17 protein-coding genes are annotated in these 15142 nt (G+C 66.9%); 8 read left to right on the top strand and 9 right to left on the bottom strand.

Translation table 11 applies throughout. The features are described from left to right. The first annotated feature begins 26 nt into the window (after window positions 1-26). The 3 genes from ACE3P6_RS07390 to ACE3P6_RS07380 are packed head-to-tail and all read left to right on the top strand — an operon-like array spanning window position 27 to window position 3191. The gene (locus ACE3P6_RS07390) at window positions 27-518 is read left to right on the top strand and encodes a MarR family winged helix-turn-helix transcriptional regulator (RefSeq protein ID WP_374371811.1); all 492 of its coding nucleotides are present in this window, start codon (window positions 27-29) and stop codon (window positions 516-518) included. Next, entirely contained in the window at window positions 515-1645 is a 1131-nt protein-coding gene (locus ACE3P6_RS07385) for an efflux RND transporter periplasmic adaptor subunit (protein ID WP_374393302.1), read from the top strand. Before ACE3P6_RS07390 ends, ACE3P6_RS07385 begins: the two co-directional genes overlap by 4 nt. Before the next feature lie 7 nt (window positions 1646-1652). Further along, entirely contained in the window at window positions 1653-3191 is a 1539-nt protein-coding gene (locus ACE3P6_RS07380) for a DHA2 family efflux MFS transporter permease subunit (protein ID WP_374393300.1), read from the top strand. On the opposite strand, the gene ACE3P6_RS07375 is transcribed toward ACE3P6_RS07380, so the two are convergent. The 6 genes from ACE3P6_RS07375 to ACE3P6_RS07350 all read right to left on the bottom strand — a co-directional run bounded on the left by ACE3P6_RS07375 (window position 3192) and on the right by ACE3P6_RS07350 (window position 8125). Continuing rightward, a complete protein-coding gene (locus ACE3P6_RS07375; RefSeq protein ID WP_374393297.1) occupies window positions 3192-4088 on the bottom strand; it encodes an ornithine cyclodeaminase family protein in 897 nt (298 codons plus the stop codon). Further along, a complete protein-coding gene (locus ACE3P6_RS07370) occupies window positions 4085-4708 on the bottom strand; it encodes an HAD family hydrolase (protein ID WP_374393294.1) in 624 nt (207 codons plus the stop codon). Before ACE3P6_RS07370 ends, ACE3P6_RS07375 begins: the two co-directional genes overlap by 4 nt. Further along, window positions 4698-5633: a DMT family transporter gene (locus ACE3P6_RS07365; protein ID WP_374393292.1), complete on the bottom strand. Its 936-nt coding sequence runs from the start codon at window positions 5631-5633 to the stop codon at window positions 4698-4700. The genes ACE3P6_RS07370 and ACE3P6_RS07365 overlap by 11 nt, the downstream gene beginning before the upstream one ends. 73 nt (window positions 5634-5706) lie before the next feature. Beyond that, a complete protein-coding gene (locus ACE3P6_RS07360; RefSeq protein ID WP_374393290.1) occupies window positions 5707-6198 on the bottom strand; it encodes a hypothetical protein in 492 nt (163 codons plus the stop codon). Window positions 6199-6362: 164 nt separating this feature from the next. Then, a complete protein-coding gene (fghA, locus tag ACE3P6_RS07355) occupies window positions 6363-7193 on the bottom strand; it encodes an S-formylglutathione hydrolase (protein WP_374393289.1) in 831 nt (276 codons plus the stop codon). Then, on the bottom strand, window positions 7190-8125 hold the full coding sequence (locus ACE3P6_RS07350) for an AEC family transporter (protein ID WP_374393287.1): 936 nt from the start codon (window positions 8123-8125) through the stop codon (window positions 7190-7192). Before ACE3P6_RS07350 ends, fghA begins: the two co-directional genes overlap by 4 nt. Window positions 8126-8509: 384 nt before the next feature. Here ACE3P6_RS07350 and ACE3P6_RS07345 point away from each other — a divergent pair, with 384 nt between their 5' ends. Genes ACE3P6_RS07345 through ACE3P6_RS07335 form a run of 3 tightly spaced genes read left to right on the top strand, consistent with a single transcriptional unit; the run spans window position 8510 to window position 11920 of the window. Further along, on the top strand, window positions 8510-10018 hold the full coding sequence (locus ACE3P6_RS07345; protein ID WP_374393285.1) for a serine/threonine protein kinase: 1509 nt from the start codon (window positions 8510-8512) through the stop codon (window positions 10016-10018). 41 nt (window positions 10019-10059) lie between these two features. Then, window positions 10060-10902, top strand: a complete 843-nt coding sequence (locus ACE3P6_RS07340; RefSeq protein ID WP_374393283.1) for an FHA domain-containing protein — start codon at window positions 10060-10062, stop codon at window positions 10900-10902. After that, complete coding sequence (locus ACE3P6_RS07335) at window positions 10883-11920, top strand: PP2C family serine/threonine-protein phosphatase (RefSeq protein WP_374393281.1); 1038 nt, start codon at window positions 10883-10885, stop codon at window positions 11918-11920. The genes ACE3P6_RS07340 and ACE3P6_RS07335 overlap by 20 nt, the downstream gene beginning before the upstream one ends. 39 nt (window positions 11921-11959) lie before the next feature. On the opposite strand, the gene ACE3P6_RS07330 is transcribed toward ACE3P6_RS07335, so the two are convergent. Together ACE3P6_RS07330 and mbfA are read right to left on the bottom strand one after the other, a co-directional pair. After that, window positions 11960-12655 carry a nitroreductase family protein gene (locus ACE3P6_RS07330; RefSeq protein ID WP_374393279.1) on the bottom strand — a complete coding sequence of 232 codons (696 nt, stop codon included), beginning with the start codon at window positions 12653-12655 and terminating at the stop codon, window positions 11960-11962. Next, window positions 12655-13632, bottom strand: coding sequence for an iron exporter MbfA (gene mbfA, locus ACE3P6_RS07325; RefSeq protein ID WP_374393277.1), 978 nt, complete (start codon window positions 13630-13632; stop codon window positions 12655-12657). The genes ACE3P6_RS07330 and mbfA overlap by 1 nt, the downstream gene beginning before the upstream one ends. Before the next feature lie 153 nt (window positions 13633-13785). On the opposite strand from mbfA, the gene ACE3P6_RS07320 reads away from it, so the two are divergent. Beyond that, window positions 13786-13953 carry a hypothetical protein gene (locus ACE3P6_RS07320; protein ID WP_374393275.1) on the top strand — a complete coding sequence of 56 codons (168 nt, stop codon included), beginning with the start codon at window positions 13786-13788 and terminating at the stop codon, window positions 13951-13953. Window positions 13954-14009: 56 nt separating this feature from the next. Continuing rightward, window positions 14010-14636, top strand: a complete 627-nt coding sequence (locus tag ACE3P6_RS07315; protein WP_374393272.1) for a TetR/AcrR family transcriptional regulator — start codon at window positions 14010-14012, stop codon at window positions 14634-14636. A 55-nt stretch (window positions 14637-14691) separates the two neighbouring features. Here ACE3P6_RS07315 and ACE3P6_RS07310 read toward each other — a convergent pair. Next, window positions 14692-15142: glutamate ligase domain-containing protein (locus ACE3P6_RS07310; protein WP_374393269.1), on the bottom strand; the 451-nt coding region annotated here is incomplete at its 5' end.

Raw genomic sequence — 15142 nt, 5'->3', positions numbered from 1 at the left:
AGCAACGCTTATAGTAAGCACGCTCAATGAATTATCGCATCGAAAAACTCGGGCCCCTGCTGCAGGACGCCACCCGCAAGATCTGGAGCCGCTTCGAACAGCGCACCGCCTCGCATGGGCTGTCGGCTGCGCAGTGGCGGCTTCTGGGGCACCTCATGCATTGCGGGCCCTCGACCCAGACCGCGCTTGCCGCGCTTCTGGAAGTGGAACCGATCAGCGTCTCGCGCCTGATCGACCGGATGGAGCAGGGTGGCTGGCTGCACCGCGAGGCGCATCCCGACGACCGCCGCGCCCGGATCGTGGTGGTGACCGAAAAGGCGCGGCAGATCGCGCCCGAGGCGAAGGCGATCGTGACCGCGCTGTATGACGAGGCGCTGGCCGGACTGAGCGACGACGACCGGCGCGTCCTGCAAACCGCGCTGAAGAAGATCAGCGAAAACCTGAAGGCCCCCGATGCCGCGGCAGAGGCTGCCCCTGATGCGACCCTGCCCTCCTCCCAGATCGAGACCCACGCATGAACGCCCGCACCGCACCCACCGAACCTGCAATCGCCGTTCCGGCCGCAGCTTCCGCACCCACGCCTGCCGCTCCGCCGGAACCTGTGGCGAAACCGGCTCGCCGGTTGCGCAAGGCCATGCTCATGCTGTCGGTTCCGCTGCTTCTGGTGGCGGGGGTCGGCGGCTGGTGGCTGACCGGCGCGGCCCAGGAAAGCACCGAGAACGCCTATCTGCACCAGGCGCGCATTTCCATCGCCCCGACGGTCGGCGGCCGCGTCGTCTCGGTCAACCTGCACGAATTGCAGCCGGTCAAGGCCGGGGATCTCCTGTTCCAGGTCGATCCGCAGCCCTATGAACTGGCCGTAGCCCAGGCCGAAGCCGCCGTGAACGCGGCGCGCCTGCAGGTGGAGCAGTTGAAATCCGCCCTCGCCCAGGCCGAGGCGCAGGCCAGGCTTGCCGCGGACGATGCCAGCTACCAGGCCGACGAACTGGCCCGGCAAGAGGCGCTCTCCGGCAAGGGCGTGACCTCGACCAGCGCGCTGGACCAGACCCGCCACGCCAGCCAGCAGGCCCGCGAAAAGGCCGAGGTGGCGCGGCTGACCGCCGACACCGCGCGCGCCGCGCTTGGCGGCGATCCGAAAGCCGCGACCGATGACCACCCCGCGGTCCGGGCCGCGCTGGCCGAACTGGACCGCGCCCGCTACAACCTCTCGGTCACCCGCGTCACCGCGCCTGCGGATGGCGTGATCTATCAGGCCTCCTCGTTCCACGAAGGCGTGATGCTGGCGGCGGGCCAGCCGGTCTTTGCCCTGGTCGAAACCGGCGATGCCTGGGTCGAGGCGAACTTCAAGGAAACCCAGCTGGTCGACCTGGCGCCGGGACAGCCTGCCGAAGTCGTGTTCGACGCGGCCCCCGGCAAGGCCTTCACCGGCACGGTCGAGGCGATCGGCGCGGGCACCGGGGCGGAGTTTTCGCTGCTTCCGGCCCAGAACGCGACCGGCAACTGGGTCAAGGTCACCCAGCGCGTGCCGGTGCGGATCAAGCTGGACGATGCCGCAGGGGCGGCCGCGCTGGCCTCGGGCCTCAGTGCGGAAGTGACGGTCGACACCTCCGGCGCGGGCGATACCCGGCTGGCCGCGAAGGAGTGATCGGCCCATGTCCGACATCCCGGAAGCAGTGCCCGCCGGTCCTGCCGGGGCGGGATCGGCCCCGGCCATCGAGGTCAAGCATCGCGGGCTGATCACGCTGTCGATCATGGCGGCGACGATCATGCAGGTGCTGGACACCACCATCGCCAACGTCGCCCTGCCCTCGATGACCGGCGACCTCGGCGCCTCGCAGGACACGATCACCTGGGTGTTGACCAGCTACATCGTCGCCTCGGCGATCATGACGCCTGTCACCGGCTGGCTGGCCGACCGACTGGGCAAGCGCGAGCTGTTCCTGATTTCCATCGTCGGCTTCGTCGCCAGCTCGCTGGCCTGCGGCATCGCCTGGAGCCTGCCCTCAATGGTCGCCTTCCGCCTGATGCAGGGCGTCTTCGGCGCGGCCATCGTGCCCTTGTCGCAGACCTTTCTCCTTGACATCAACCCGCGCGAGAAGGCCGGGCAGGCGATGGCGATGTGGGGCGCCGGGATCATGGTCGGCCCGATCATCGGCCCCACGCTGGGCGGCTGGCTGACCGAAAGCTACAACTGGCGCTGGGTCTTCCTGATCAACCTGCCGGTGGGCGCGCTGGCGCTGCTGGGCTGCATGGCCTACCTGCCCAAGCTGCCCCGCAAGAAACGCAGCTTCGACATGGTCGGCTTCGGCCTTCTGTCGCTGGCCATCGGGTCGCTGCAACTGATGCTCGACCGGGGCGGCGAGGTCGACTGGTTCAACGCCGCCGAAATCTGGATCGAGTTCGGGGTGGCGCTTTCGGGTTTCTGGATGTTCTGCGTCCATATCCTGACGAAGGACCATCCCTTCCTCGACCCGCAGATGTTCCGCGACCAGAACTTCCGCATCGGCCTGATCTTCATCTTCGTCGTCGGCATCATTCTTCTGGCCAGCCTTGCCCTTCTGCCCCCCATGCTGTCGCGCATCCTGGGCTATCCGGTGATCACCACCGGCTGGGTCATGGCCCCGCGCGGGGTGGGGACGATGATCTCGATGCTGCTCGTCGGACGGCTGGTGCGCGTGGTCGACCCGCGCGTGCTGGTGCTGACCGGCCTCTCGCTGACAGCCCTGTCGCTGTGGGAAATGACCGGCTTCACCCCGCAGATGGACAGCTGGCCGATCATCCGCAGCGGTATCGTGCAGGGCCTCGGCCTCGGCCTCGTTTTCGTGCCGCTCTCGACCATCGCCTTCGCCACGCTGGAGCCCCGCTTCCGCGCCGATGCGACCAGCCTGTTCAGCCTGGTCAGGAACATCGGCTCGTCGATCGGGATTTCCATCGTCACGGCGGCGCTCGCGCGCAACGTCCAGATCAACCACGCCGAGCTGGGAGCCTTCATCCAGCCCTACAATCCGGTCGTGGTGCAGGCCTATCCGTCCGCCGTCACCGGAAATGCGACGACCTTGCAAATGCTGGACGGGCTGGTGAACGTGCAGGCGGCGATGATCTCCTACGTCGACGACTTCTACCTGATGATGTGGGTCACGCTGCTTGCCATGCCGCTGGCCTTGATCCTGCGGCGTCCGGCGCGGGCCTGATCAGCGCCTGCGCCAGCAGTCGGCGATGTAGCTGGCCGTCATCAGGTCCAGATGCGCGCCGCCGCCGTTCTTGGCGATGGTGATCTCGTCCTCCGACCGCCGGGTATAAAGCGCCGGGTCGTCGTAGAAATCGGCCACCACATCGGCCTCGGTGATCGCACCCGAGGCGATGGGCTCGATCAATTCGCCGATATGGTGGATCGTGGTCTTCCGGCTGTCGACGAAGACCCGCGCGCGTTGCATCGCCCGGTCGTCCACCTCGCGCATGCCGGGCTTGTAGGCCCCGATCAGGTCGATGTGCTGGCCCGGCTGCAACCAGTCGCCCTTGATCAGCGGGCTGGTCGCCATCGTGGCCGAGCAGATCACGTCGGCCTTCCTGACCGCCGCCTCCAGGTCATCCGCCACGGCCAAGCCCATCGCCGCCGCACTTTCCCGCGTCCGGCTCCAGACGGTGAAGCGGGCCTCCGGGAAGACCGAGGAATAGGCCTCGACCATGCTGCGCGCCACGGCGCCTGCGCCGACCAGCAGGAACTCCCGCGCGTCCTTCCGCGCCAGCCGCGAGGCGGACAAGAGACTGTCCCCCGCCGTCTTCCATTTCGTCACCAGATGGAAATCGACCAGCGCGGAAAGGTCGCCGGTCTTGTCGTCGAAGAGGCTCACCACCCCGTAGATCGTGGGCAGGCCTTTCGCCGCATTGCCGGGAAACACCGTCGCCACCTTGACCAGCGCGCCCAGCCCGTCAATCCAGGCCCCCCGGTCCAGGATCGTGTCCTGGCCGCGATACAGGAACATGTCCTTGATGTCCGACAAAGGCAGCTTGTGCCCGGCCTCGAACGCCTGAAGCAGCCCCTGCCAGGACAGAAGCGCCTCGGCTTCCTTCGGAACGATCTCGGTCATAGGCCTGCTTCCCTTGCCGTCAAAAGCCCCTCGGCCACCAGGCGTTCGGCCCAGCCCTGCCAGCTTTCGAACTGATGCGTACGCCAGCCCCTTCGGGCGGCAGCCGTGATGTTGTCGGCCCGGTCATCGGCGAACAGAAGCCTGTCCGGCGCGATGCCGCTGTCGTCTTCGACAACCTGATAGATGCGCGGATCGGGCTTGGAAACCCGCAAGCGGCCCGAAACATATTCCCGGTCGAACTCGCCCAGGAAATCCAGCTTGGTCCGCGCCTCCTCATAGGAATAGCTGCCGAAGTTGGTCAGGCAGAACACCGGCACGCCTTTTGTGCGCAGCGCGCGCAACAAAGCAATGGAGCCCTCGATGCGCGGCGAGGCCAGCTCGATCCAGCGGTCGTACCACAGACGGATTTCCGGCGCCCAGTCCGGGTTGCGGTCGGCCCAATCATAGATCGTCTCGCGAAAGAGCGCCCCGTCGTCGACCAGCGCGTTCATCCCGTGCAGGTCGACCGCCGCGAACAGCGCGCGCCGCCGCTCCTCGCCCAGCACCCGGTCGTAGAAGGCCTCGGGCTGCCAGCGGGTCAGCACGTTGCCAATGTCGAAGATCACTGCCTCAGGCTGCATCGTCTTCCCGTTTCCGCACGGTTTCCCGCCAGATCACATAAAGGCCCGACCCGCAGATAAGCGCAATCCCCACCCAGGACACCGCATCCGGGAAGGTGCCGAACACCACCAGCCCCCAGAGGATCGCCAGCGGCATCCCCACATATTCGAAGGGCGCGATCAACCCGGCCTCTGTCGTGCGATAGGCCTGCGTCACCATCATGCCGCCCAGCCCCACCGCAAGCCCGGTGGCCAGGAACACCGGCCAGTCGGCCAGGGGCGGCCAGATCCAGGGCCGGAACAGGAAGGCCCAGAGCTTGTCGTCCGTCGCGAGATGCCCGTCGCCGACCCAAAGCCCCATCGACAGGCTGACGATGATGAACCCCACCTGCACATAGAAGCCCAGCGTCATCGCGCTTTCGGTGTCGCCCATGTGCCGGGCGAGGAGGTTGCCGCTGGCGTAAAGCACGGCCGAGATCAGCACCAGCAGCGCGGCGGGCTGGATCACCCCGGCCCCCGGTCGCAGCATGACGATCACCCCCAGCATCCCCACGATCACCGCCGCCCAGCGCCGCGGGCCGACCTTCTCGCCCAGGAAGACGATGGACAGAAGCGTGATGACGATCGGGCTGACATAGGCCACCGCCGCCGCATCGGCCAAGGGCAGCGCGGCAAGGCCGGTGAAATAGGTGAGGTTCGACACCATCACGATGCAGACCCGCACCAGATGCGTGATGGGGCGGCTGGTGGCCAGCTGGCCGAAGCCGCGCTCGGACTGGCCGATCACCACCAGGATGAAGGCCATCGCCACGAAGGCCCGGATCAGGATCACCTGATGCAGCGCATAGCCGCCGGACAGGAACTTGATCGAGACGTCGTTGACCGAAAAGATCAGCGTGCCGCCGATGGCGAAGAGGATGCCGGTCAGGGCGGGGGAACGGGCCATGCGGGCAGATGATCCGCGCCGCCCGGTTCCGTCTGTCCTGCCCGCGACATCGCTTGACGCGGGCAGGCAGGTGTCACGGGCTGGTCGTCGCGCCGGCCGCCGCCGTCAGCTCATCCACCTTCGCTTGAAGGGCTGCCGCCTGTTCGGTCAGCGCCGCCTTTTCGGCGGTCAGCGCGGTGATCTGGTCGGTCAGCTGCGCCTTTTCGGATTCCAGCGCCATCACCTTCTCCGACAGGCTGGTCCGCTCGCCCTCCATCGTCGCGGCCATCTCGGTCAGCTTGGCCTTGTCGGCCTCAAGCGCTGTGACCTTGTCCAGAAGCCCCTTCGCCTCGGTCTCGACTGCCGCCGCCGCATCGCTGGCCGCCTTGGCCGCCGCTTCGCCCTCGGCTTTCAGCTTGGCCATCTCGTCGGTCAACTTCGCCTTTTCCGCCTTCAGCGCCGTGACCGCCTCGGTCTTGGCGACAAGGTCGGCCTGGGCGGCATTGCCCTTCTGGCTGGACTGGTAGGCGTAGAACCCCAGGATCGCGGCCAGCACGAGCAGGACAATCGTAGCCAAGTTGCGCATCGCGTCACCCCCTCCGTTTGAGGGAAGGCTACCCGCAACACGGGCCACCGCACAACAGCCAAGGCTGCCGGGACGGTGTGGTTAATCGTCCATGAATGCCCGCGGACAAGCCCTTGATTTCATTCGTCCTGAAAATCTGTCCACCGTGGACAGCCTCGCAAGCCCTACCCCAGGAAGGCCTGCGCATGGAACGACACATGGTCCTCCATGAAGGTCGAAACGAAGAAATAGCTGTGATCGTAGCCCTTCTGCATCCGGAAGGTCCCCCCCTGCCGCGCCTGGGCCATCGCTTCGGCCAGCGCCTCGGGGCGGAGCTTGTCGAGGAACTGGTCCGACGTCCCCTGGTCGATCAGCATCGGCCCGTCGAACCCCCGCCGCCGCATCAGCAGGGTCGCATCATGCGCCGCCCAGCTGGACTCGTCGGCGCCCAGATAGGCCGAGAACTGCGGACGACCCCAGTCGCTTGCCGTGGGGTTGCAGATCGGGGCGAAAGCCGAGACGGATTTGAAGCGCCCCGGGAAGCTCATCGCGATGGTCAGCGCGCCGTGCCCGCCCATCGAATGCCCGGTGATCCCCTGCGCCTCCTCGGCCAGCGGGAAGGCATTGAAAAGCAGGCGGGGAAGCTCGTCCGTCACATAGTCCCACATGCGGAAATGCGGGGTCCAGGGCTTCTGCGTGGCGTTGACGTAGAACCCGGCCCCTTGTCCCAGGGCGAAGTCGGCGTCGTTCGCCACCCCCTCGCCGCGCGGCGAGGTGTCGGGGAAGCAAAGCGCGATCCCCGCTTCGGCCGCCCACCGCTGGGCACCCGCCTTGATCATCGCGTTCTCATGCGTGCAGGTCAGGCCGGAGAGGAACCAGAGCAGCGGCACCGGCCCGTCCTCGGCCTGTTCCGGCAGGAAGAGGCCGAAGGTCATGTCGCAGGCACAGGCCGTCGAGGCATGGGAATAGACGCCCTGGACGCCGCCGAAGGCCCGGTTCTCCGAGACGGTTTTCATATGTAGCCTCCCTGGCTGAGTAGCGCGATCACGGCTGTCACGGTCAGGACCGACGCGGCGGTCGACAAAAGGATCGCGGTGGAAACCCGTTGTGGCGCAACGCGGTAGTGCTGCGCAAGGATGAAGACGTTGCCCGCCACCGGCAAGGCGGCTGCGGCAATCATGACCCCCGCCGCATAGCCGGTGACGCCGAACAGCCAGCAGGCCCCGGCGACCGACAGCGGATGCAGGACCAGCTTGGCCGATGCCAGCCAGGCCGCGACCTCGACCCGTTCCGCCGACCGGCCCGACAGCGAGGCGCCGATGGCAAAGAGCGCGCAAGGGGTGGCCGCCGCGCCGAGCATGGTCATGAACTCGGCCACCGGGCCGGGCAGCGCCAATCCGGTCGCGCCCCAGGCGATGCCCAGGACGACCGAGACGATCATCGGATTCTCCGCCAGCCCCTTGGCGAGGATGCCGAAGGTCTGCGCGCTGACCCGGCCCGCGCGCAGCCCGGTGATCGCCATCGTCAGGATCGAGGAGAAGACGATGAGGTCGACCGCAAGCACCAGCAGCACCGGCCCCACCGACTGCGGGCCGAGCAGCAGCGCGAGCATCGGGATGCCCAGGAAGCCGACGTTGCCGATGACGCCGGTATGCGCCTCGAACACCGCTTCCTCGCGGCTGGTGCCACGACCCAACGCCACCGCCGCGACCAGAAGCCAGACCAGCCCGGTGCCCAGCGTATAGGCGAAGACGAAGGGCCAGTCGAAGATCGCCGCGACATCCAGGTTGGCGGCAAAGCCGAAGAGCATCGCGGACAGTGCGAAGTAGAAGACGAAGCGGGTGAGGTAGGCGGTGGCCTCCTGCGAAAAGAACCGCGTGCGCCCGGCCAGGTAGCCGGTGCCGATCAGGGCAAAGAATGGCAGGGTTTTCAGGAAGATCGCCAGCATGCCCTCGTCGTGTCACGCGTCGGTCGAAAGGGCAAGGCCGCGACCGGGGAATCGGGCCCTCTGCGCAAGCTTCATGATGGATTCAGGCGGGTCCGGGCCTCTCGGATCGTCCGGAGGTTGTGGCAAAAGCTGGGCAAAGCCGAGAAGTCGCATTGTTGCGCCGGAATCGGGCCATTCTGGTGCGGGCACCGCGACCATGCACAACATCCAGCGGATTCAAGGCGCTTTCGGTCGTGCCGAACCAAGGCAGACGCACGCCCCGGTTGCGGGATTGTGGCGAAAAAGGAACGAAATGGCTTCACGTTTTGGCCCAACTCATTGGGTAGACGATGAATTACCGCGCTTCTGATGGGGGCATGCAGAAACGCTGGAATGGGTATCGTAATGACTGCTGCCGCGCGCAAGATCGACAACATCGACCTCGGAAACAACGACGAGCTTCCGCCGGGCTCGCGACTGCTCTTCGGACAGTTCACCATCGAATCTTTCCTGAACAGCGGCGGCTTCGGCATCGTCTACCTGGCGCGCGATTCACTGGATCGCCGGGTCGTGATCAAGGAATGCTATCCCTCGGCCTTCTGCCGCCGGGTCGGCACGACCGTCGGCGCCCGGTCCCGCCAGCAGCAGGACGGGTTCGAGGCTGCGGTCCGCAGCTTCATGCAGGAAGCCGTGACGCTGTCGAAGCTTGACCACCCGAACATCGTCAAGGTCCACCATGTCTTCGAGGACAACGAGACCGCCTACATGGCGATGGACTATATCGACGGCCCCGACCTTCTGCAGACCGTGGAAGGCAGCGCCCGTCCGCTGACCCCGAAAGAAATCATCGCGCACCTGACCACGATGCTGGATGCGCTGGACCATGTGCATGGCCAGGGCCTGTTGCACCGCGACATCTCGCCCGACAACATCCTGCTCGACAAGACGACCGGCCGGCCGATCCTGATCGACTTCGGCGCCTCGCGGAAAGAGGTGACGCGGAAAAGCCGGGCGGTGTCCGGCCTGCGGGTGGTCAAGGACGGCTATTCGCCGCAGGAATTCTACGTCCACGGCAGCAAGCAGGCCCCGTACAGCGACCTCTATGCGCTGGCCGCCAGCTTCTATCACCTGATCACCGGCGAGACGCCGAAAACCTCGCAGGAGCGTCTGTCCTCGATCGCCGGGCGCGAGGGTGACCCGCTGCGACCGTTGGCAGGGCGGTTCCGCGCCTACCCGCGCGAGTTCCTGCTGGCCATCGACAAGGCGATGGAGATCTTCCCGCGCGATCGGCTGCAATCGGTCGCCGAATGGCGCGCGATGCTGGACGGCGTGGTCGATCTGCCTCCGGTCACGGTCCGGGCACCCTCGCAACCCGAAGCGGCGCCGGTTGCACCCGCGCCGTTCCGCCCGGCGCCAATTGTGGCGGCCTCGCCGGTTGAAGAGGCCGCAACGCCTGCCCCGGCGGCCAAGGGGTCGCGCGACCTCCTGGTTTCCTCGGCGGCTGCGGTCCTGCTTCTGGTCGGCCTCTTGTCCCTGCCGGGCCTGCTTCATATCGGGGACACGGAAAACGCGGCCCCGGCTGCTGCCGCTGCGGCTGCGCTCGAGGCCAAGGACCGGCTGGTCCTGGTGACGAACATCCTGCGCCTGCCCGGCGGGCTGACCTTCGAGATGGCCGAGACTGCGACCGGGACCGAAACGACCGTCTCGGCTGTGCCGCCGGGCGCGGCGGGTAGCCTGGCCGTGGGCGACGTGCTTCTGGTCTACACCCCCACGGGCGAGACACTGGGCACCGCGACAGCCCTGCGGGACATCCTCACGCGAGAGTTCACGAACGGCGTGACAACTTACAGTTTTGGTATTCGCCGTGGTGCAAGTACAATGAATGCGGAATTCCAGCTTGGGGTGACCGGCTAGGCCCGCATTCGCCGAAACACTGAAGACGGGGAGAGAAAGCCTTGAAGTTCCTTCGCTCTATCTTTGGCGAGTCCGACGAATCCGGCCATGCCGCCGGTGCGGTCGAGGCCGGGCCCGATCCCGTGATGGCCGCGCTGGCGGAACTGGAAGTGAAGCGCTTGCGTGAAGCGCTTGCCGCCGCCTCACCGCCCCCTGCGCCCGAGCCCGAGTCCGACGCCGCGCCAGACACCCCGGTCGCCCGGCCACATCGCGTGGTCAAGGCCAAGGCGTCGCTGCCCGAGGGTATCGCCCCCGCTGCCCGCAGCATCTGGGACATCGAAGATGAGGCGCCGGCGCCCGAGCCCGCCCCGGTACAGGCCGAACCTGCGCCGCGCCGTCCGACCCGCACCAAGACCCGGGTCCTTGGCTTCGAGGCGCAGCCGGCCTCGGTGGTGCCGCTGTTCGAAGGGCCGGACGGCGCGCCGATCCCGGCCGTGCCAGCGACGCCTGGCAAGGGCTATGTGATGTTCCCCGCCGGTTGGCTGGTGGTGAAGGACGGCCCGGGCAAGGGCGCGTCCTTCGCGCTGTCGCAGGGCGTGTCGCAGATCGGTCGAGGCACCGACCAGACGATTTCGCTGGACTACGGCGACATGGCGATCTCGCGCCAGAACCACGCGGCGATTGCCTATGATCCGGCAAGCCACCAGTTCCACGTCGGCCACGGCGGCAAGTCGAACCTGGTGCGGCTGAACGGTCGTCCGCTTTTGTCCACCGAAACCGCCGGGGACGGCGATGAAATCCAGATTGGCGAGACGACGCTGGTCCTGAAAGTCCTCTGCACGCCCGCGTTCAACTGGTCCACCTACGAGGCGGAAGGAGACGGGCATGATATGGCGATCGCGTGAGCCCCGCTACGACGTCGCCTCGGGTATCAGCCAGGGCGCGCGCGACTACCAGGAAGATGCGATCACCGCAGACTTCCCGGTCGGCGCCGAGGCCGGGTTCGTGGTGCTGGCGGACGGGATGGGCGGGCATGCGGCCGGCGATGTCGCTTCCAAAGTGGTCCTGACCGAAGTCTATTCCGAGCTGAAGTTCCACTACGCCGATGTCGAGGCCTTCGAGGCCCGGGCGCCGGAAATCCTGCGCGGCGTGGCGAACATGGCGAACGACACCCTGCGCCATCACGCCGAGACCCACCCCGAAACCGACGGGATGGGCGCGACGCTGGTGGTACCCGCGCTGGTGGAGAACCGGCTCTGGTGGATTTCCATCGGCGATTCACCGCTGTTCCTGTTCCGCAACGGCAGGTTGAGCCAGCTGAACGAAGACCACTCGATGGCGCCGCAGATCGACTTCATGGTCCAGGCGGGGCTTCTGGACGCCGAGGCGGCGGTGAACCATCCCGACCGCAACTGCCTGGTGTCAGTGCTGATGGGGTCGAAGATCGCCAAGATCGACTGCCCGGCCCAGCCCCATGAGTTGAAGGCGGGAGACATCGTGATCTGCTCGTCGGACGGGTTGCAGTTCCTGACCAACGCCCAGATCGAGAAGGTGCTGGCGAAATACCGCAAGACCCGCTCGACCGAGATTGCCGAGCGCCTGCTGGAAGAGCTGGCCCGGCTGGGCGATCCCGACCAGGACAACATCAGCTTCACCGTGATCAAGGTGAACGATGCCTCGGTCCGGCCACGGCAGAACCGGCCGCCCCGGCAATCGCTGGCCGTGGCGCGGCCACGCGGGCTGACGACGGTGGTGACCGAGCCTGTCCTTCTGCCCCTGCCGGGGACCGGCGATCGGCCGGCGGTCGAGCAGGAAGCACCGGCTGACGCTGGAAGAACCGCGGCGGAACCGAACTCGGCCATCGCCATCGGCGAAGGCGAACGCGCTCCCGTCGTGCCCCGGCGCTTTGCGGCACTGGGGTAGTCCGGAAACCGGACCGTCAGGCAGGCCCGCGGGCCGGAGTCAGCCGCGGAACACGCTCATGATCTCGTCCAGCGGCTTCTTCCGCTTGGCGACCGCCGGGACTGTCGCTTCCTCGGCCGGATAGCCGACCGGCAGGATCATCACCGGCTTCTCATGCTCGGGTCGCCCGCACATCGGCCCCAGGAATTTCATCGGGTTCGGGGTGTGTTCCAGGCAGACCAGCCCGGCATGGTGGATCGCCGCGATCAGGAATCCCGTCGCGATGCCCACGCTTTCCGGCACATAGTAGTTCTTGTAGCGCGCGCCGTCATCGGTCAGGCCGTAGCGTTGCGCGAAGACCACGATCAGCCAGGGCGCAGTGGTCAGGTGCGGCTTCGACACCCCCGTTCCGATGGGCTCAAGCGCGGCGAGCCATTCGTCCCCCGCGCCTCCGGCATAGAAGGCGCGCTCTTCCTCTTCCGCGCCCTCTCGGATGCGGGCCTTCATCGCCGGGTCCGAGATTGCCACGAAATGCCAGGGCTGGTGGTTCGCCCCCGAAGGCGCCGTCCCCGCCGCCAGGATGCAGGCGGCGATCACCGCTTCGGGCACCGGACGAGTGGAATAGTCGCGCACCGAATGCCGCTTGCGCATGAAGGCAAGGAAGTCCTGCGCCCCGGCAAGCGACCCTGCCTCGTCCAGGTGCGCCCGGTCGGGCAGCGGCAGCGCCTGGTAGCTGACTTCACCCTTGCGATACATCATCCGCCCCCGATCAATGCCCCGGCGGCGAAGACCAAAGCACCTCCGACCACGACCTGCAAGGCCGCGCGCAGGAAAGGCGTCTCCATGAAGCGGTTCTGGATCCAGGCGATGGCCCACAACTCGATGAAGACCACGATCATCGCGATGGTCGTCGCGGTCCAGAAATCCGGGATCAGATAGGGCAGCGCGTGGCCGAGGCCGCCCACCGCCGTCATCACCCCCGAGGCAAGGCCCCGCTTGATCGGCGACCCCCGGCCCGACAGCACCCCGTCGTCATGCGCGGCCTCGGTGAAGCCCATCGAGATCCCCGCGCCGACCGATGCCGCCGTGCCGACAAGGAAGGTGGTCCAAGTGTCGTGGGTGGCGAAGGCGGTGGCGAAGATCGGGGCAAGCGTCGACACCGAACCGTCCATCAGTCCGGCAAGCCCCGGCTGCACCCAGGTCAGGATGAACTGCCGCTTCGCCGTCTGGTCTTCCGCCTCGCGCGCGTCGGGGGAAAGCAGGGCTTCTTCCAGTTCCTGCGCATGGCGTTCGTGCCCGGCCTCGGCTTCGGCAAGGTCGCCCAGAAGCTTGCGTGTCGTCGCATCCTGGGTCCGGGCTGCAGCGCGCAGGTAGAAATCATGCGCCGTCCTTTCCATCGCCGCCGCCTCGCCGCGCATCGTCTCCAGCGACAGCGACTGCGACAGCCAGACCGGGCGGCGGGCATAGAAGCCGGCGACATGCTCACGCCGGATCAGCGGGATCACCTCGCCGAAGCGCTGGCGATGCAGGTCGATCAGTCGCTGGCGGTGGCCGTCCTCCTCGACCGCCATGCCGTCGAACACCGCCGCCGAGGCCGGGAAGTCCGTCCGCAGCCGTTCGGCGAAGCTGCGGTAGATGCGGGCGTCGTCCTCTTCGGACGAGATCGCGAGGGCCAGGATTTCCTGCTCGGAGAGATCGGAAAAGCGGCGACGGAAGGTCAGGGCAGACAGCACGGCAACACCTAGTTTGGAACGATTCTAATCTATCGCGACCCGGCGCGGGCACAACGGCATTTTTTGAACTGACGAGTTCATTTTGCGCTTGCGATTCTGAACTCACCAGTTTAGACACACTTCTGAACTAACCAGTTCAGATAGGAGATTGAGATGACCCGCTTCGCCCTTGCCCTTGCCGCCACGCTTGCCCTCGCCGCCCCGGTCGCGGCCGACACGCTGGGGACGCTGCTGCCGACGCTGACCTTCCCGACCGAAACGGTGACGCCCTCGACCAAGGGCTGCGACGCGCCGATCGCCACCTGCCAACTGGCGAAGTGACCGGCTCGCTTGCCGCGCCGGACCGGGATGATCTATGGTCCCTGTCAGGGGGGCCGATGAACGTCATTCACGATCACGGGGTCCGGCGCGGCCGGAAGTTCGACCAGGTGCTGGAAGGCGCGCACAAGATCTTCATGCGCGACGGCTTCGAGCGCGCCTCGGTCGACGACATCGCGCGCGAGGCCGGAGTGTCGAAGGCGACGATCTACGCCTATTTCCCCGACAAGCAGCTGCTGTTCCTGGAAGTCGCGCGTCGCGAATGCCACCGCCAGACCGAGGCCGCTGAGGCGATGGTCGAGGGCGACGTTCCAGTGCGGGCGGCGCTGACCATCGCGGCGGAGCGGATCGTGGCCTTCCAGCTGTCGGATTTCGGCCAGCGCATGTTCCGCATCGTCGTGGGCGAGGGAGAGCGTTTCCCCGGCCTTGGCCGCCAGTTCTACGACTTCGGGCCGGGGCTGATCCATCAGCGGCTGGTGCATCACCTGAGCTGCTATGTGCAGAGCGGGCAACTCCGGATCGACGACCTGGACCTAGCCGCCGACCAGTTCGCGCAGCTCTGCAAAGCGACGATCCACGAGAAGCTGATCTTCGGCATGGCCGAGACGATCACCCCCGCGATGACCCACCGCAGCGTGCATGGCGCGGTGGACATGTTCCTCGCGCGGTATGGCGCAGAAGGCTGACGCCGGGTTCAAATCTTTTCGAAAAGATTTGCATAATCCTTCGAAGGATTTTGTATCACCCGTTCTCGCGCAGCACCGTCCCGGCCAGATAGAGCGAGCCGCAGATCAGCACCCGCGCTTGTGGAGCGGTCGCGGCGATCCCGGCCAGCGCCTCGGCGACCGAAGCTGCCGTCACTGCGTCGATCCCCGCTGTGCGCGCGGCGTCGCAGGTGGCCTCGGCGGGCAGGGTGTTCTTCTCGCCCGGGATCGACACCGCGTGCAGGCGCGTCACATGCGGCGCAAGCGGGCGCATGTAGCCGGTCACGTCCTTGGTGTTCAGCATGCCGCAGATCAGATGCGTCTCGCGCGCGGGCATCCGGGCCAGCGTTGCCGCCACCGCCTCGCCCCCCGCCGGGTTGTGCCCACCGTCGAGCCAAAGCTCCACCTGAGGCGCGGCATCGACCAGCGGGCCGTGGCGCAGGCGCTGCATCCTTGCGGGCCATTCGGCGCGGGTCACGGCGGCCTCG

The organism is Tabrizicola sp. (assembly GCF_041911175.1).
In the GTDB taxonomy this organism is placed as follows: domain Bacteria; phylum Pseudomonadota; class Alphaproteobacteria; order Rhodobacterales; family Rhodobacteraceae; genus Tabrizicola.
This window is presented reverse-complemented; position numbering and strand designations above follow the sequence as displayed.

Bases quoted from the DNA above. Each gene is read 5' to 3' on its own strand.
- ACE3P6_RS07375 (WP_374393297.1), bottom strand. From the start codon at position 4,088: ATGACCGAGATCGTTCCGAAGGAAGCCGAGGCGCTTCTGTCCTGGCAG.
- ACE3P6_RS07360 (WP_374393290.1), bottom strand. From the start codon at position 6,198: ATGCGCAACTTGGCTACGATTGTCCTGCTCGTGCTGGCCGCGATCCTG.
- ACE3P6_RS07315 (WP_374393272.1), top strand. From the start codon at position 14,010: ATGAACGTCATTCACGATCACGGGGTCCGGCGCGGCCGGAAGTTCGAC.
- ACE3P6_RS07345 (WP_374393285.1), top strand. From the start codon at position 8,510: ATGACTGCTGCCGCGCGCAAGATCGACAACATCGACCTCGGAAACAAC.
- ACE3P6_RS07320 (WP_374393275.1), top strand. From the start codon at position 13,786: ATGACCCGCTTCGCCCTTGCCCTTGCCGCCACGCTTGCCCTCGCCGCC.
- ACE3P6_RS07380 (WP_374393300.1), top strand. From the start codon at position 1,653: ATGTCCGACATCCCGGAAGCAGTGCCCGCCGGTCCTGCCGGGGCGGGA.
- ACE3P6_RS07350 (WP_374393287.1), bottom strand. From the start codon at position 8,125: ATGCTGGCGATCTTCCTGAAAACCCTGCCATTCTTTGCCCTGATCGGC.
- ACE3P6_RS07365 (WP_374393292.1), bottom strand. From the start codon at position 5,633: ATGGCCCGTTCCCCCGCCCTGACCGGCATCCTCTTCGCCATCGGCGGC.
- ACE3P6_RS07370 (WP_374393294.1), bottom strand. From the start codon at position 4,708: ATGCAGCCTGAGGCAGTGATCTTCGACATTGGCAACGTGCTGACCCGC.
- ACE3P6_RS07390 (WP_374371811.1), top strand. From the start codon at position 27: ATGAATTATCGCATCGAAAAACTCGGGCCCCTGCTGCAGGACGCCACC.
- fghA (WP_374393289.1), bottom strand. From the start codon at position 7,193: ATGAAAACCGTCTCGGAGAACCGGGCCTTCGGCGGCGTCCAGGGCGTC.
- ACE3P6_RS07335 (WP_374393281.1), top strand. From the start codon at position 10,883: ATGATATGGCGATCGCGTGAGCCCCGCTACGACGTCGCCTCGGGTATC.
- ACE3P6_RS07330 (WP_374393279.1), bottom strand. From the start codon at position 12,655: ATGTATCGCAAGGGTGAAGTCAGCTACCAGGCGCTGCCGCTGCCCGAC.
- ACE3P6_RS07385 (WP_374393302.1), top strand. From the start codon at position 515: ATGAACGCCCGCACCGCACCCACCGAACCTGCAATCGCCGTTCCGGCC.